This is a genomic window from Streptomyces sp. NPDC086766 (genome assembly GCF_044746005.1).
Classification (GTDB): domain Bacteria; phylum Actinomycetota; class Actinomycetes; order Streptomycetales; family Streptomycetaceae; genus Streptomyces.
In genome coordinates, this window is sequence record NZ_JBIVBI010000003.1 from 52,494 (window position 1) to 67,197 (window position 14,704).

Here is a 14,704-nt window from a genome sequence, read left to right on the forward strand (position 1 = left end):
CGCTCAGCCCGCGGACTCCGCCGCGTGCGGGCTCAGGAGACCGGCGCCGACCAGGGCGATGATCACCGTTCCGAGGGCCACCCGGTACCAGACGAACGGCATGAAGCTCTTGGTCGAGATGTACTTCATGAACCAGGCGATGACCGCGTATCCGGACGCGAACGCGATGACCGTGGCGAACAGGGTCGGCCCCCACGCCACATGGTCGCTCTCCATCGCGTCCTTCAACTCGAAGACACCGGAGGCCAGGACCGCCGGAATGGCCAGCAGGAAGGAGTAACGGGCCGCCGACTCCCGCTTGTAGCCCATGAACAGCCCGCCGCTGATGGTGGCGCCGGAGCGGGAGACGCCGGGGATGAGGGCCATGGCCTGGCAGCAGCCGAAGACCAGACCGTCCTTGACGCCCAGGTTCTCCAGGGTCTTGCGCTGCTTGGGCGCGCGGTGGCGGCCGCCCGCCTCGTCGCGCGCCGCCAGCCGGTCCGCGACGCCGATGACCACGCCGACGACGATCAGCATGGTCGCGGTGACCCGCAGATCCCGGAACGGCCCCTCGATCTGGTCCTTGAGCGTCACCCCGAGCACCCCGATGGGTATCGAGCCGACGATCACCAGCCAGCCCATGCGGGCGTCGTGGTCGCGGCGCATCCCCCTGTCGGCGAGTGAGCGGAACCAGGCGGACAGGATCCGGCCGATGTCCTTGCGGAAGTAGATGAGCACCGCCGACTCCGTGCCGATCTGGGTGATCGCGGTGAAGGCCGCGCCCGGGTCCTTCCAGCCCGAGAAGGCCGCGGTCAGCCGCAGGTGCGCGCTGGAGGAGACGGGGAGGAACTCGGTCAGCCCCTGGACGAGTCCGAGGATGAGGGATTCAAGCCAAGACATGGAGGTTGCGAGTCCAAGTGCCGATCGGGAAAGGGGAGATGGACACACGGGACCGCCGTGCGCGGTGATCGGGTGTCGTGAGGGGCAGCGTAGCGCCCCGTGAGCACGGGTCTTTCACAGGGCTGTGCGGGCTGGGAGTCGCAGCTCTCCCCGGCCGCGGGGGAGGGACTGCCGCCGGGGCGCGCGGGCGGTCAGGGGCGGCGCGGGTGGTGGTGCCGGTGTTCGGGGGCGGGCGCGAACGGTGGTGCGGCCTCGGCGGCGCGGGCGTTCAGAGGCGGCGCAGGTGGTGGCGCTTGCGCCACGCCAGCACCGCGCCCACCACGGCCGGCACGGCGATGAGGGCCAGGGCGACCAGGAAGGCCGGCGAGGTAGGCGCGGAGGCACGGGCCCCCGCGACGGCGTAGGCGGCGGTGTTGGGGACCGAGCCGAGCGCCGTCGCGAACAGGAACGCCGGCCAGCCCATGCGGGAGACGGCGGCGCAGTAGTTCGCGGCCCAGAACGGCACGCCCGGGAACAGCCGCGCCGCCATCATCGAGCGGAAGCCGTGCCGGCTCAGCTGCCCGTCCGCCGCCGTCAGCCAGCGGCCGCGCAGCAGCCGGCGCAGCGCGTCCTGCCCGAGCATCCGGCCGAGGCCGAAGGCCACCCCGGCCCCGAGGACGGTGCCGGCCAGCGCCGACGCCAGTCCCAGCTGGGAGCCGAACACCGCGCCCGCCGCGAGGTTGAGCAGCGGACGCGGCACGAACGCCACCGTGCACAGGCCGTACGCCACCGCGAACGCGACCGCCGCGGCGGCACCGCCGAGCTGCGGGGGCCAGCCGTCCTCCAGCAGCCGCTGCGGCTCGAAGAGCAGCACCGAGGTCCCGGCCGCCGCGAGCAGGACCACCAGCAGTGCCAGACGCGACCACGGTGAGAGCAGCGCTCTGGAGCAGCGGGCGAGCGGCCCGCCCGGGACGTCGGCCGGGGCGTCCGGGACCGGAACGACGGACGCGCCGGCCTCGACGGCCGGGACCGGCGAGGCCGGCGCGCCGGGCGCGGCGAGCGAGACGGGCAGGGGCGTGGCCACGGCGACGGAGTGCTCCGTGGCGGCGGCCCGGGGAGAGGCCGTGGCGGTGCCCCCAGAGCGGGTGGTGGCATCGAGCATCCGGCGACACTAACCGACATTCGGGTGTGATCGCCGTATGGTCCGTCCCCCGGGCGGTACGGATGCGGGCGCCTCCGGCGGGCGGCGCGCGGAAAAACCGGTCGACGCGCGGGGACGCGTCGGACATGATCGTCCCATGTTCCGGTACGCCTTCCTCCTCGCAGCATCCGCCGCCGCGGATGCGCCGAAGGCTGCCGTCCTGATCCTCGCGGCCGCAGTCGACGGCGCCCGAAGCTGACCCTCCCCGGATCGTCCGGCGGACCCCGCAGGGGGAGGGTCGGGGAGTTCCCGGGGTCCCCGTTCCGGCCGCGTGTCCGCATCCGCGCCGGGACCGTCACCGAGCACCACCGAAGAGGCTTCGAGGTACAGCCATGCCCAAGACGGCGTACGCGCGCACCAAACCGCACCTGAACATCGGCACGATGGGCCACGTCGACCACGGCAAGACCACCCTGACCGCCGCCATCACCAAGGTCCTCGCCGAGCGCGGCGGCGGCACGTTCGTGCCGTTCGACCGCATCGACCGGGCTCCGGAGGAGGCCGCCCGCGGCATCACCATCAACATCGCGCACGTCGAGTACGAGACCGACACCCGGCACTACGCGCACGTGGACATGCCGGGTCACGCCGACTACGTCAAGAACATGGTCACCGGGGCCGCGCAGCTCGACGGGGCGATCCTCGTCGTCTCCGCGCTCGACGGGATCATGCCGCAGACCGCCGAGCACGTGCTGCTCGCCCGGCAGGTGGGCGTCGACCACATCGTCGTCGCCCTGAACAAGGCCGACGCGGGCGACGAGGAGCTGAACGACCTCGTCGAGCTGGAGGTCCGCGACCTGCTCACCGCGCACGGCTACGGCGGGGACGGTGTGCCCGTCGTACGGGTCTCCGGGCTGAGGGCCCTGGAGGGCGACCCGCGGTGGACGGCGTCGATCGAGGCGCTCCTCGACGCGGTGGACACCTATGTGCCCATGCCCGAGCGGTATCTCGACGCGCCGTTCCTGCTGCCGGTGGAGAACGTGCTCAGCATCACCGGCCGCGGCACGGTGGTCACCGGCGCGGTGGAGCGCGGCACGCTGCGGGTCGGCGACCGGGTCGAGGTGCTCGGCGCGGGCGTGGAGACCGTGGTGACCGGCCTGGAGACCTTCGGCAAGCCCATGGAGGAGGCGCAGGCGGGGGACAACGTGGCGCTGCTGCTGCGCGGCGTCCCGCGCGGCGCGGTCCGCCGCGGCCACGTCGTCGCCGCTCCGGGCAGCGTCGCGCCCAGTCGGCGCTTCACGGCGCGGGTGTACGTCCTGTCGGCGCGCGAGGGCGGCCGGACCACGCCGCTGACCACCGGCTACCGGCCGCAGTTCTACATCCGCACCGCGGACGTGGTCGGCGACGTCGACCTCGGCGGGAGCGCCGTCGCCCGGCCCGGCGACACCGTCGCGATGACGGTGGAGCTGGGCCGCGAGGTGCCGCTCGAGCCGGGCCTGGGCTTCGCCGTCCGCGAGGGCGGCCGCACCGTCGCCGCGGGCACGGTGACCACCGTGGAGTAGTCCGGCCCGCCGCCCGAGCCTTCGGCGCCCCGAACTCCCCGGGAAGGGGGGACCGGGGCGCCGGGGGCTCGGCCCGGTCGGGCCCGGCCCGCTCCGGCCGGGGCCGGCGTGCGGGGGCCGGTGCCGGCCCGTCCCCGGCACAATGGAGCCGTGACCGAGCCGATACCCGTGCTGCGCGACGTCGATCACGGGACCGCCAAGCTGATGCCCGACGTGGACCGTGAGCGGGCCTGGCTGCTGACCGTGGACGGGGCGCCGCAGTCCTACGTCGACCTGGACGCCCCCACCCACCTGGAGTTCGAGTACGCGCGCCGGCTCGGGCACGTCCTGGACACCCTCGCCGAGCCGGGTCGCCCGCTGGACGTGCTGCACCTCGGCGGCGGTGCGCTCACCCTTCCCCGGTACGTGGCCGCGACCCGGCCCGGCTCCCGGCAGGACGTCGTCGAGGCGGACCGCGGCCTGCTGGAACTGGTCGCCGCCCATCTGCCCCTGCCCGACGACGCCGGGATCGCGCTGCACGCGGCCGACGCCCGCGGCTGGCTGGAGGACGCCCCGGCCGACTCCGCGGACGTGCTGATCGCCGACGTCTTCGGCGGCTCCCGGGTCCCCGCCCACCTCACGTCCCTCGCCTACGCCCGTGAGGCCGAGCGTGTGCTGCGCGCCGGCGGGGTCTATCTGGCCAACCTCGCCGACGCCGCGCCCTTCGCCTTCCTGCGTTCCCAACTCGCCACCTTCGCGGCGGTGTTCGAGGAGGTCGCGCTCATCGCCGAGCCGGGTGTGCTGCGCGGCCGCCGGTTCGGCAACGCGGTGCTCGCCGCCGCGCACCACCCCCTCGACACGGCCGCCCTGGCCCGGCTCACCGCCGCCGACGCCTTCCCCGCCCGGGTCGAACACGGCGCCGCCCTGCGCGCGTTCGTCGCCGGGGCCGAGCCGGTACGGGACGAGGACGCCGTCCCGTCGCCCGAGCCCCCCGGCGGGGCGTTCGGCATCGGCTGACCCCGCTCTCCGCCAGGTCCCCGGGACAGCGCGCGGGCCGGGCGGGTCCGGCCGTCGCGGGTCAGCCCGTGGGGTCGCCGTGCAGCCGGACCGTGCTGAGGATCTTCTGGATCGTGGCGTCCGGGATCTCCTCGCGCACGCCCTTGGCGCCGTGAAGGGTCCAGGAGACGAAGTCGCCCTGCGAGTTCTTGAAGGCGAAGGTGGTGGCCTTGCCGTCGCTGTCGCACTTGTGGGTCTTCTTCACCCCCGTCGTGTACGACGTCGCCACGCTGCCCTTCACCCCGGACTTCGTGGTGTAGGGCTTGGCCGCCCCGATCTTCAGGTACTTCTTGGCGGCGTCGCTCTGGTCGGTGTACCCGCCGAAGGCGAACGCGGCCGCGTCGCCGCGGGCGATGCTGGCGGTGTCCTTGCCGCCGTCCTCACCCTTGGTGCCGCTCGCGGCCAGCGACGACGACTCCTCCGTGCCGTCCTTGTCGTCGTCGGACGTGCACCAGTTCTCCTTCAGGAACGCGGGCGCGGAGAATCCGATGTACGCCGAGCCGTCGCCCTTCTTCTTGTCCTCGAAGAAGGTGAAGATGCCGGGGGAGTCGACCGACCAGGTCGGGGGCACGTCGAACGCGGTGCCGTACTTCGGATTGACGACGACCTTCCAGCCGGGCACCGTCGGCTTCTCGGTCTCGTTGCCGCGCGGGTTGTCCTCCGACTCCGACGCCGAGACGCTCGGGTCCGCGGACGCCGACGGGCTGCCCTTGTCGCTCGTGCCGCCGCCGGCGCTGTCGTCCTTGCCGCCGCCCAGGACCAGGAAGCCGGTCACGCCGGCGGCCACCACCACGGCCGTCGCAGCGATGATCGCGACGAGCTTGGTCCGGTTGCCGCCGTCCCCGCCCTGCGGCGGCCGAGGTGCCCCCGCCGGTCCGGGCGCACCCCACTGCGGCTGCTGCGCATAGGGGTTGCCCTGCTGATAGCCGGGCTGCTGATACGGATTCGGCTGCTGGTATCCCGGCTGCTGATACGGGTTGTTCTGCGGGTTCTGCTCGCCCCCGGGCGGCTGCTGTCCTGGCCACATGGCCAGTAACCCTAGTGGCGCCGCGGACACGATTCGGTCACCGGGTCTTGTCAGGGACGTACCAGAAACGAGAGCCGGCCGGCGGGAGCCACCCTGGCCAGCGCGGCTACCCATGAGTAACATGCCGCCATGAGCGCAGACCAGATGTCCATCGGCGAGATGCTCGCCGCCACCGTGCCGATGGCCCGGACGCTGAACCTCGAGTTCGTGGAGACGGCGCCGGACAAGGCCGTGGTGGCCCTGCCGGACCAGGGCGCGTACCACAACCACGTGGGCGGGCCGCACGCCGGAGCGATGTTCACGCTGGGTGAGTCCGCCAGCGGTGCGATCGTGCTGGCCGCGTTCGGCGACCAGCTCTCGCGGGCCGTGCCGCTCGCCGTGCGCGCCGAGATCGCCTACAAGAAGCTCGCGATGGGCGCCGTCACCGCCACCGCGACCCTGGGCCGGCCGGCCGCCGAGGTCGTCGCCGAACTGGACGCCGGACAGCGGCCCGAGTTCCCGGTCACCATCGAGATCCGCCGTGCGGACGGCGCCGTGACCGGGGAGATGACCGTCCTCTGGACCCTGCGCCCCAACGGCTGAGGCGCTCCGGCGCCGCTCGTCGGACCGCCGCGCCCCCGCTCGCGGCGGGTCCGGTGCCGGTGGTGCCCCCGCTCGCGGCGGCCCCGGTGCCGGTCGGGCCGAGTTCCGTCACGAACTCCTCGAGCCAGGCCACGAATTCGGGCCCCGGGTCGAGCCGGTCGCAGGCGAGCCGGACCACGGTGCTCAGATGGTCGGCCCGGTCGCCGGTGTCGTAGCGCGGTCCGGTGAGGACGACCCCGTGCACCGCGCCCCGCGCGGCGAGTTCCCCCAGGGCGTCGGTCAGCCGGATCTCGCCGCCGCGGCCGGGCGCGTGCGTTCCAGGGCGTCGAAGACGCCGGGGTCCAGGGCGCAGCGCCCGATGACCGCGCAGGCGCTGGGCGCCTCCTCGCGGGAGGGCTTCTCCCCCCAGGCCGGTGACGCGTACGACGCCCTCCTCGCCGGTCGGGTCGACGGCCGCGCAGCCGTAGAGGTGGATCTGCGGCGGATCGACCGCCGTCAGGGCGGCCACGCCGCCCGCGTGCCGGTCGCGGACCTCGATCATGCGGCCCATGCCGGTCCACCGGGATGAAGCGAGCCGGGTGGGACGTAGGGGCGGGCTGTGAGCGGCGAGCGGGAGATTTCGTGTGCGCCCCGCCGCAGGCCCGCACAAGGTGACGCCGCTGCGACGGATTCGTCGAATGCGGGTGGGGTGTGCCGGGCGACGGCGTTCGTTTTCCGCCCTTCGCGGCGCCGCCTTTCGCCCTTCTTGTTGGGTGCGATCGCGTGTGCGAGGGTGAGCGTCCCCGTCGGGAATCGGGAAAGGCGACGGCCGGCCCCGTTTTCCGGTCGGGTATGCACCAGTCAGGCACCTGCTTTCCAGTGGACGGGCATTGCGCATGTCCGTCCTGCGTCTTGGAAGGAAATGCTTTCGTGCAAAATCCCCACCCCCCACGTCCTCCTCGTCCACCCCTCCCCGGCCTGGTCCCGGGGGAGTCCGACCGGGCTCTCGTCGCCCGGCTGCGCGACACCGACGGCGGCCACCACGCCGTCGCCCTGCTGCTCGCCCGGCACTGGCGGGCCGCTCACGACTACGCGGTCATCTGCCTTGCCGGCTCGGGCAGTTCCGCGACGATGGTGGCCACCGCCGCCTATCACCGGGTGCTGCGGCGGCTGGCCGGCGGAGCGGTCGGCGGCGCCCTGCGCCCCCAGCTCCTCGTCGCCGTCCGGGACACCGTCCGCGCGTGGGCCGCCGACGACGCCGCGTGTGTGGTCCTGCCGGAACTGCGCAGGCCCACCGGTGGCCGTGGACTGCGTGCGGCCAGGTCCATGACGTCCGAAAAGCGGCAACTCGCCGCGTGGGCATTCCAGGCCCTTCCCGGAGCCTTCCAATGCCTGTTGTGGCACACCGAGGTCGAAGGCGAACCCATAACCGTACCGGCCGGTCTGCTGGCGATGGACACCGATACCGCGACGGTCACGCTGGAGCGGGCCCGCGAGCGATTCCGGGCGAGCTGCGTGCGCGCCCACCGGGAACTCGCGCCCACCCGGGAATGCCGTTTCCACAACCGTCTCCTCGAGGCCCCCGCGCGCCGCGGCGGGGCCCTGCTGCCCGACGTCCGACGGCACCTGAGGGAGTGCCGCCACTGCCGCCACGGCGCCGAGCAGCTCGGCCTGTGCGAGGACGGCCTGCCGCTCCTGCTCGCCGAGACCGTGCTCGGCTGGGGCGCCCGCCGCTACCTCGGCTCCCGACCGGCCCGGGCCGCCTCCCCGGACGGTCCTCGGGCCGCCGGCCGGGTCCGGGGCGAGGGCGGCGGCCGCCACAGGACCCCGCCTGCCGGCGCGGACGAGCCGGGGCGCAGGCACCGGGCGTCCGTCGCCGTCGTCGTCGGCCTCACGTCCCTCGTCCTGCTCGCGACCGTGCTCGCCGTTAGGGGCCGGACCGACGACCCCGCCGCCCCGGGCCCGCACGCCACCGTGTCCGGCCGGGGGCGCGTCGTCGTTCCGGGAACCGGCCTGGTCGTAGGCGCGCCGACCGGCGGCTGAGGTGCCGTCGGGTCCGGGGGAACCGCCCCGCGCCGGCTCCTGACCGGAAACCTGTCGACGGAACCGGGCGCCGCTCGTGGACGCCCCCCGGTTCGGGTCGAGCGGGTAGGCTTCCCGGGGGCGCGTCCTTGCGGGCGCCCCCGGGAAGCACGGAAGCACGCACGGACGCGAAATCGGGGAGGAACCGGCGGTGCACGTCCAGGAATGGCTCGACACGGTACCCGCGGCCGCCGTCTACGCCGTGGTGGGCCTGGTCATCGGTCTGGAGAGCCTGGGCATCCCGCTGCCGGGCGAGATCGTGCTGGTCTCCGCCGCGCTCATGTCCTCCCAGCACGCGGGCATCGACCCGGTCGTCCTCGGCACCTGCGCCACCGTCGGCGCGGTGGTCGGCGACTCCATCGGCTACGCCATCGGCCGCAAGGGCGGCAGGCCGCTGCTCGCCCGGCTCGGGAGGAAGTTCCCCCGGCACTTCAGCGAGGGCCACGTCGCCACCGCCGAGCGGTCCTTCGAGAAGTGGGGCATGTGGGCCGTCTTCTTCGGCCGGTTCGTCGCCCTGCTGCGGATCTTCGCCGGTCCGCTCGCGGGCGTGCTGCGGATGCCGTACTGGAAGTTCCTCGTCGCCAACGTCCTGGGCGGCATCTGCTGGGCGGGCGGGACCACCGCCGTCATCTACTACGTCGGCGTGGTCGCCGAGTCCTGGCTGAAGAAGTTCTCCTGGCTGGGCCTGGTGGCGGCCGTGCTCATCGGGCTCACCTCGATGCTGGTGCTCAGGCGCAAGGCGAAGAAGGCACAGGCCGCGCCGCGGACGGCCGAGGAGCCGGAGCCGGTCCCCGCCGGCGAGTGAGGACCGCGGGAGCCCCTTCCCGCTCCCGGGCACGCACGTCTCCCCCCGCCCCGAGCGCACCGGCCGAAGCCCGAGCCCTCGCGGGCGGCTACGCGTGCGTGTCGCGATGCGCCTTGGCCAGCTCCGCGTACATCGTGCCGTTCAGGGTGATCCCCTGGCGCTCCTCCTCCGTCAGCTCCCGCCGGACCTTGGCCGGGACCCCCGCCACGAGCGACCCCGGCGGCACCGTCATGCCCTGCGGGACCAGCGCCTGCGCGGCCACCAGCGACCCGGCGCCGATCACCGCGCCGTTGAGCACCGTCGCCCCGATGCCGATCAGGCAGTCGTCCTCGACGGTCGCGCCGTGGACGACGGCGTTGTGCCCGATCGAGACGCGCTCGCCGACACTGACGGGGAGACCCGGGTCGGCGTGCAGGGTGCAGTTGTCCTGCACGTTGCTGCTCGCGCCGACGCCGATCCGCTCGACGTCGCCGCGCAGCACCGCGCCGTACCAGACGCTCGCGCCCGCGCCGAGCGCCACGTCACCGATCACCGTGGCCGTGGGCGCCACGAACGCCCCCGGATCGACTCGCGGCTCCCTGCCGCCGATGCCCGCGATCAGCGCCTCGTGCGTCATCCCGGTCCTCTCCCTCGTCCGGTCCTCCTGGATGTACCGGCACCGTACGTCATCCGTTGGGGCGAAGATCACAGGCGTCCGGTCTCATGGGCGCGGCCCGCGCTGAGTACCGTGAGCGGGTGCCCAAGCGCAAGAACACGTTCTCATCATGGCGGCGCCGCCTCGCGCAGCGCGCCGTCCACGCGGGCTGGGCCTGGGTGCAGCGCGCGGGGTCGGTCTCGGCCGAACACCCCGGCCGGCTGCGCTTCGGCGCGATGGGAACAGGTACCAGGCTCGCCTTCCCGCTCGGCACGGTCTTCGGTGAGCCCTGGATCCACCTCGGCTCCTACTGCATCATCGCCGAACAGGTCACCCTGACCGCCGGCCTGATGCCCGATCTCGACCTCGGCCCGGACCCCATCCTGCGCATCGGCGACGGTGTGGTCCTCGGCCGCGGCAGCCACGTCATCGCGGACACGACGGTCAGCATCGGCAACGACTGCTACTTCGGGCCGTACGTCTACGTCACCTCCACCAACCACTCCTACGACGACCCCCACCAGCCCATCGGCAGGCAGTGGCCCCGGATGGAACCGGTGGAGATCGGCCCCGGGTGCTGGATCGGCACCGGCGCGGTGATCCTGCCGGGCGCGCGGATCGGGCGGAACGTGGTGGTGGCGGCCGGCGCCGTGGTCCGGGGCGAGGTGCCCGACCACGCGGTCGTCGCCGGGGCGCCCGCCAGGGTGGTACGCCGCTGGACGCCCGCCGAGGGATGGCAGCCGCCGCTGCGGACGCCGGCCCCGACGCCGATTCCGGAGGACGTCACCCCGGAGCAGCTCGCCGCGCTGGCGGAGCTGGACGAGGAGAGTGTGGCCCGGCTTGCCGCCCTCGACGAGGCGGCCGGGGCCGGGCTCGCCGCGCCGGCCGCGCAGGCGGGACCCCGGCTCGAGGCCGAGGGCTGAACTCGGGTGGTCCGACAGCGCGGCAGGGCGGGCGTCGCGAACCCGGGCTGAAACCCCTCAGCCCGTCGCCAGCAGCAGCGTGCCCACCAGGGCCAGGCCCGCGCCCGCCGCCTGGATCGCGCGCAGCCGCTCGCGGAGGAAGCCGCGGGCGGCCAGGGCGGTGATCACCGGGTAGAGGGAGGCGAGGACCGCGGCCACGGTGACCGGGCCGTGCTGGGCGGCCACCGAGTAGGTGCCGTTGGCCGCGACGTCGGCGAGACCGACGAAGGCCAGTGCCGGGAGCGAGGACCAGCGGAAGCCGCCCTCCGGCAGCGCTGGGGCGCCCCGCCGGGTGGAGAGCCACAGCGCCGCGCCCCCGGCGACGACGTTCGTCACGCGCTGCACGAACAGCGCCAGGAAGAGCCCGGTGACCGTCGTGGACGCCTCGGCGATCAGCGCGAACACCGCGCCGAAGCCGAGCGCGGCGGCCAGCGTCAGCCCGATCGTCCGCCGCTCCACGGCGGCACCCCCGAGCCGCGGGCCGCCCGCCAGCACGACGCCCGCGACGGCCACCGCGATCCCCGCGACCTGTACCAGGGCGGGCCGCTCGCCGAGCACCAGGCCGACCCCGACGGGAACGGCCACGCTCAGCGTCGCGAGCGGCGAGACCACGCCCATCGGGCCGAGGGCCAGCGCCTTGTAGAAGGAGAGCATCGCCACCGGCCCGGCCAGGCCCGCGGCGACCGCGAACCACAGCCGCGGACCGGCCTCGCTCCAGCCGCCGGTGGCGAGCACGATCGCGCCGAGCACCACCGCCGCGATCGTCTGGGAGACCACGACGACCGTGAGCGCCGGGCTGCGCCGGGTGAGCAGCCCGCCGCCGAAGTCGGCCAGCCCCCACAGGAGGCTGGTGGCCAGGGCGAAGAATGCTGTCACGACGTGCCTCGCAGTACAGTTCGGTGAACGATCGGGTGCACCCCACCGTAGTTCAATGTAGTGAACTCTGTCATCCATGATATTGGACGGAATGTGTCGGACCTCGACTTGCTGACCCAGTCCCTGGCGCGGAACGTCAAGCGCTGGCGCACCGAGCGCGGCTTCACCCTGGACACGCTCGCCGCCCGCGCCGGAGTCAGCCGCGGCATGCTCATCCAGATCGAGCAGGCCCGCACCAACCCCAGCCTCGGCACGGTCGTCAAGATCGGGGACGCGCTGGGGGTCAGCATCACCACCTTGCTCGACTACGAGCAGGGCCCGACGGTCCGCATCGTCCCCGCCGACCAGGCCGTCCGGCTGTGGCACACCGACGCCGGCAGCTACAACCGGCTGCTCGCGGGCGTCGAGGCGCCCGGCCCGCTGGAGATGTGGGAGTGGCGCCTCATGCCCGGTGAGGGCAGCCCCTCCGACCCGCACCCGGCGGGCACGGTCGAGCTGGTCCACGTCACCGCCGGGGAGCTGACGCTCACGGTCGACGGAGTGGAGTACCGCGTGCCGGAGGGGGCGAGCGCCTCCTTCGAGGCGAACACCCCGCACACGTACGCCAACGCGGGCGCCGTGCCGGTGGGCATGGTGATGACGGTGTCGGTGCCGCCCGTGCACTGAGACGTCCGGCCGGCCCGCCCCGCCGTGCTGTTAGCGTGCGGTCATGCGCGCTCCCCTGGGGAACTTCGACCACGCCGCCCCCGCTCCCGACCGCCTCGACGAGCTGCCCCGCCCGGTCGCCGAGGCCGTCCGCCACTGGCGCGGCAGCGTCCCCGCCGAGCAGATCGTCCACGTCGACACGGACCCCCGGTGGGCGGACACCGCCGTGTTCGTCGAGCACTACGGGCAGGACCTGCTGGAGCGGTCCGCCAACTGCGTGGTGGTCTCCGGCCGGCGGGGCGCCGAGACCCGCATGGCCGCGTGTGTCGTGCTGTCCACCACCCGTGTCGACGTCAACGGTGTCGTGCGCCGCCGGCTGGACGCCCGCAAGGCCTCGTTCGCCGCGGTGGACGTGGCCACCGGGTCGACCGGCATGGAGTACGGCGGGATCACCCCGATCGGGCTGCCCGAGGGCTGGCCGGTCCTGGTCGACCCGGCCGTCGTCGACCTGCCGTACGTCCTGGTCGGCAGCGGCCGGCGCCGCGGCAAGCTGCTGGTACCGGGCAAGGCGTTCGCGGAGCTGCCGGGGGCCGTTGTGCTGGAGGGGCTCGGAACCTGACCGCGCCCGGGCGGACCACGGCCGGGCGGACGGCCGGGCCGGGGCCCGGCGCTCACCGGCTCAGTTGGCCGTGTGGTGGGCCAGGGCCCGGTGCGGGTCGCCGGCGCCAGGGCCCGCTGCCGGGTCGGCGTGCACCAGGGCCGCGGTGAGCCTCGGCACGGCGTGCAGCAGGGCGTGCTCGGCCTCGACGGCCACGTCGTGTGCCTGGCGCACCGTGACGTCGCCGTCCACGACGACCGCCACCTCGGCCCGCAGCCGGTGACCGATCCAGCGCAGCCGCAGCTCCCCGACCCCGTGCACACCGGGCACCTCGCGCAGCGCACGCTCGGCCCGGTCCACGAGGGCCGGGTCGACCGCGTCCATCATCCGCCGGAACACCTCACGCGCGGCGTCCCGCAGCACCAGCGCGATCGCCGCCGTGATGGCCAGCCCCACCAGCGGGTCCGCGAGATGCCACCCGAGCGCCGAGCCGCCCGCGCCGAGGAGCACGGCCAGGGACGTGAAGCCGTCCGTGCGCGCGTGCAGACCGTCGGCGACCAGCGCGGCCGAGCCGATCGCGCGCCCCACGCGGATGCGGTGCCGCGCCACCCACTCGTTGCCCGCGAAGCCGACCAGGGCGGCCGCGGCCACGGCGGGCAGGTGCTGGACCGGGCGAGGATCCAGGAGCCGTTCGACGGCCGCCCACGCCGCGAACACCGCCGACGCGGCGATGGTCAGGACGATCACCAGGCCGGCCAGGTCCTCGGCGCGGCCGTAGCCGTAGGTGAAGCGGCGGGTCGCCGCGCGGCGGCCCACCACGAACGCGATGCCGAGCGGTACGGCGGTCAGGGCGTCCGCGGCGTTGTGCACCGTGTCGCCGAGCAGCGCCACGGAACCGGAGGCGACCACCACCAGGGCCTGGACCAGGGCCGTGGCACCGAGCACCGCGAGCGAGACCCACAGCGCCCGCATCCCCCGTGCCGACGACTCCAGCGCGGAGTCGAGCTTGTCGGCGGTCTCGTGGGAGTGAGGGGTGAACAGATGCGCGAGGCGGTGCCGGAGGGAGGCGGAGGCGGGGCCGTGGTCATGCCCCTGGTCGTGCCCCTGGTCGTGCCCGTGCCCGTGCTCGTTCCCGTGGCCGCCGTGGGCGTGGTGGTGTCCGGGCGCGTGCTCGCGGGTGTGGGCATGGCTGTGGCCGTGGTCGTCCCGCCCGTGACCGTGGCCGCGGTGGCCGCCGTGCGCATGGTCGGCGCCGTGCTCGTGGTGATGCCGGTGGCTCACGTGGTTCCCCTTCCGGTGCGCGGACAGTGGACGCTCGGCGTCCCCGACGCCATTATGTGCGTATGAGCGCACGCATGCACCTATCACCTGCGCATCATGCGCACCCGCACCACCCGGGCGAGGAGCAGTTCACGCTCGCCGCGGAGCTGCTCGCCCTGCTCGGCGACCGTACGCGGCTCGTCCTGCTGCACGCGCTGACGGGCGGGGAGGCGGACGTCACGACGCTCACGGACGTGTGCGGTGCCGCGCGGCCCGCGGTCAGCCAGCACCTGGCGCGGCTGCGCCTGGCGGGGCTGGTGACCACCCGCAAGGAGGGGCGCCGGGTGGTCTACTCCCTGCGCGACGGCCATCTGCGCCGCCTGGTCGACGAGGCGCTCAGCGTCGCGGACCACCGCATCGGCGACCGGCCCGTGCACGACTGATCCCGCCCGAGGACGACCGCACGCCCGTCGGTCTCCGTGTCGTGCGGGCGGACGTCCGGCACGCCGAAGCGGATGTCGCCGCCGCGGACATCGGCGTACTCGTGCACGAGGTCCGTCACCAGCGGGGGCTGCGGGTAGACGTAGTGGTGATCTGCCGTCAGCTCGGTGTCACGCAGTCGACCGAGGCGGCCGCAGGATGTTGCCGACGGTGAGCC

Annotated in this window: 15 protein-coding genes and 1 pseudogene; 9 read left to right on the forward strand and 7 right to left on the reverse strand. The window is 74.2% G+C overall.

The annotated features are described in order from the left end of the window. Window positions 1–3: 3 nt before the first annotated feature. Together ACIPM1_RS06045 and ACIPM1_RS06050 are read right to left on the reverse strand one after the other, a co-directional pair. Window positions 4–879 carry an undecaprenyl-diphosphate phosphatase gene (locus tag ACIPM1_RS06045; RefSeq protein WP_402429557.1) on the reverse strand — a complete coding sequence of 292 codons (876 nt, stop codon included), beginning with the start codon at window positions 877–879 and terminating at the stop codon, window positions 4–6. Window positions 880–1,147: 268 nt separating this feature from the next. Further along, window positions 1,148–2,020 carry a TVP38/TMEM64 family protein gene (locus tag ACIPM1_RS06050; RefSeq protein ID WP_402429560.1) on the reverse strand — a complete coding sequence of 291 codons (873 nt, stop codon included), beginning with the start codon at window positions 2,018–2,020 and terminating at the stop codon, window positions 1,148–1,150. 371 nt (window positions 2,021–2,391) lie between these two features. On the opposite strand from ACIPM1_RS06050, the gene tuf reads away from it, so the two are divergent. Next, complete coding sequence (tuf, locus tag ACIPM1_RS06055) at window positions 2,392–3,561, forward strand: elongation factor Tu (protein WP_356192768.1); 1,170 nt, start codon at window positions 2,392–2,394, stop codon at window positions 3,559–3,561. 150 nt (window positions 3,562–3,711) lie between these two features. Further along, window positions 3,712–4,557 carry a spermidine synthase gene (locus tag ACIPM1_RS06060; RefSeq protein WP_402429563.1) on the forward strand — a complete coding sequence of 282 codons (846 nt, stop codon included), beginning with the start codon at window positions 3,712–3,714 and terminating at the stop codon, window positions 4,555–4,557. Window positions 4,558–4,618: 61 nt separating this feature from the next. Here the strand turns inward: ACIPM1_RS06060 and ACIPM1_RS06065 are convergent, their stop codons facing one another. After that, entirely contained in the window at window positions 4,619–5,623 is a 1,005-nt protein-coding gene (locus ACIPM1_RS06065; RefSeq protein ID WP_402429566.1) for a hypothetical protein, read from the reverse strand. A 144-nt stretch (window positions 5,624–5,767) separates the two neighbouring features. Between ACIPM1_RS06065 and ACIPM1_RS06070 the strand changes: the two genes are divergently transcribed. Continuing rightward, window positions 5,768–6,205, forward strand: coding sequence for a DUF4442 domain-containing protein (locus tag ACIPM1_RS06070; RefSeq protein WP_402430703.1), 438 nt, complete (start codon window positions 5,768–5,770; stop codon window positions 6,203–6,205). A gap of 97 nt (window positions 6,206–6,302) precedes the next feature. Here ACIPM1_RS06070 and ACIPM1_RS06075 read toward each other — a convergent pair. Next, window positions 6,303–6,755 (reverse strand): annotated as a pseudogene (locus tag ACIPM1_RS06075) (sugar phosphate nucleotidyltransferase); the annotation flags it as partial. Between the two features lie 359 nt (window positions 6,756–7,114). Between ACIPM1_RS06075 and ACIPM1_RS06080 the strand changes: the two are divergent. Both ACIPM1_RS06080 and ACIPM1_RS06085 read left to right on the forward strand, forming a co-directional pair. After that, the gene (locus tag ACIPM1_RS06080) at window positions 7,115–8,227 is read left to right on the forward strand and encodes a hypothetical protein (RefSeq protein ID WP_402429569.1); all 1,113 of its coding nucleotides are present in this window, start codon (window positions 7,115–7,117) and stop codon (window positions 8,225–8,227) included. Between the two features lie 190 nt (window positions 8,228–8,417). Next, window positions 8,418–9,071, forward strand: a complete 654-nt coding sequence (locus ACIPM1_RS06085; RefSeq protein WP_402429572.1) for a DedA family protein — start codon at window positions 8,418–8,420, stop codon at window positions 9,069–9,071. Between the two features lie 88 nt (window positions 9,072–9,159). On the opposite strand, the gene ACIPM1_RS06090 is transcribed toward ACIPM1_RS06085, so the two are convergent. Further along, a complete protein-coding gene (locus ACIPM1_RS06090) occupies window positions 9,160–9,687 on the reverse strand; it encodes a gamma carbonic anhydrase family protein (RefSeq protein ID WP_402429575.1) in 528 nt (175 codons plus the stop codon). A gap of 86 nt (window positions 9,688–9,773) precedes the next feature. On the opposite strand from ACIPM1_RS06090, the gene ACIPM1_RS06095 reads away from it, so the two are divergent. Beyond that, complete coding sequence (locus ACIPM1_RS06095) at window positions 9,774–10,628, forward strand: acyltransferase (protein ID WP_402429578.1); 855 nt, start codon at window positions 9,774–9,776, stop codon at window positions 10,626–10,628. 57 nt (window positions 10,629–10,685) lie between these two features. Here ACIPM1_RS06095 and ACIPM1_RS06100 read toward each other — a convergent pair whose 3' ends face one another. After that, window positions 10,686–11,543, reverse strand: a complete 858-nt coding sequence (locus ACIPM1_RS06100) for an EamA family transporter (RefSeq protein WP_402429581.1) — start codon at window positions 11,541–11,543, stop codon at window positions 10,686–10,688. 93 nt (window positions 11,544–11,636) lie between these two features. On the opposite strand from ACIPM1_RS06100, the gene ACIPM1_RS06105 reads away from it, so the two are divergent. Both ACIPM1_RS06105 and ACIPM1_RS06110 read left to right on the forward strand, forming a co-directional pair. Further along, window positions 11,637–12,209, forward strand: a complete 573-nt coding sequence (locus ACIPM1_RS06105; protein ID WP_402429584.1) for a helix-turn-helix domain-containing protein — start codon at window positions 11,637–11,639, stop codon at window positions 12,207–12,209. 43 nt (window positions 12,210–12,252) lie between these two features. Beyond that, complete coding sequence (locus ACIPM1_RS06110) at window positions 12,253–12,807, forward strand: YbaK/EbsC family protein (protein ID WP_402429587.1); 555 nt, start codon at window positions 12,253–12,255, stop codon at window positions 12,805–12,807. Between the two features lie 60 nt (window positions 12,808–12,867). Here the strand turns inward: ACIPM1_RS06110 and ACIPM1_RS06115 are convergent, their stop codons facing one another. After that, entirely contained in the window at window positions 12,868–14,067 is a 1,200-nt protein-coding gene (locus tag ACIPM1_RS06115) for a cation diffusion facilitator family transporter (protein WP_402429590.1), read from the reverse strand. A 62-nt stretch (window positions 14,068–14,129) separates the two neighbouring features. Between ACIPM1_RS06115 and ACIPM1_RS06120 the strand changes: the two genes are divergently transcribed. Continuing rightward, window positions 14,130–14,489, forward strand: coding sequence for a metalloregulator ArsR/SmtB family transcription factor (locus ACIPM1_RS06120; RefSeq protein ID WP_356192744.1), 360 nt, complete (start codon window positions 14,130–14,132; stop codon window positions 14,487–14,489). Window positions 14,490–14,704 lie beyond the last annotated feature (215 nt).